Genomic DNA, 1,007 nt, shown 5'->3' with positions numbered 1-1,007 from the left:
ATTCACGACGCTCGTGATATGCCCGATCGCCGCCGGTCAATGTGTGTCCGGGACAGGCCCGAAACGGACGCACCGGAAGCATCAGACGCCGACACCCATAACCACGATGACGACGACCTGATCGATGACGAAATCATCGAGATCTTCCAGGAAGAAGTGGGCGAAGTACTGGACGCCCTGGATGAATATTTCCCGCGCTGGGCCGCCAACACCAGCGATGAAGAATCCCTGGTGGAATTCCGTCGCGCCTTCCACACCCTGAAAGGGTCCGGCCGCATGGTCGGTGCCAGCACCGTGGGGGAACTGGGCTGGTCCGTAGAAAACATGCTGAACCGGGTTATCGACCGCACCATTGTGCCCACTGCCGTGTTGATCGCCCTGGTCCAGGAAGTTCGCAATCGCGTACCCGCCCTGGTCAATGCCTTTACCCTGCGCCAACCGGACCCGTTTGACGTGCAGCCGCTGGCCGATGCCGCCGACACCCTGGCCGCCGGTGGCCAGATCGATCAGGGGCCCGTGATCGTTGCCGAGCCGACGACAGCACCACCGACCCCATCGACGACACCGCCACAGACACTATCGCTGATGTCAGCCCGGACGCCCCGGACACCCTCGTCCTGGAAGCCGATGCGCACAGCGAGCCCGACAGCACCCTGGAACTCACCGAGCTGCCGTCCGCTGAAAACGCCGACGCCCCATCCAGCGAGCATACCCTGTCCGCCGAGGATCTGGCCGCCTTTGATGCCGCCGCCAGTGAAGATACCCTCACCCCCTGGGACACTGACGACACCAGCGATGACATGCACGTGCTGCGGGGGCGACATCGACCTTACCGAGATCGACGAAAGCCTCACTCTGGACCTGCCAGAGCAAGAACCGGACTACGACGACCAAGCCCCCACCCAACGCAGGCCTGCGGACGCCGACAGCCTGGACGACCTCCAGGACCTAGGCGACGGCGCCCCCGGCGACGGTGCGCCCGGGGGTGGCCAAAGACATGATCTGAA

Annotated in this window: 1 protein-coding gene; it reads left to right on the top strand. The window is 64.1% G+C overall.

Annotated features, from left to right (window positions below):
• Positions 1-18: 18 nt before the first annotated feature.
• On the top strand, positions 19-1,007 hold a 989-nt coding region (locus tag HEP69_RS23635), incomplete at its 3' end, for an Hpt domain-containing protein (protein WP_290560961.1).

Origin of the sequence: Aestuariivita sp. (assembly GCF_021404545.1) — a bacterium.
GTDB lineage: Bacteria > Pseudomonadota > Alphaproteobacteria > Rhodobacterales > Rhodobacteraceae > Aestuariivita.
Note: the sequence above shows the minus strand (reverse complement) of the source record. Positions and strands in the feature narration are given on the sequence as shown.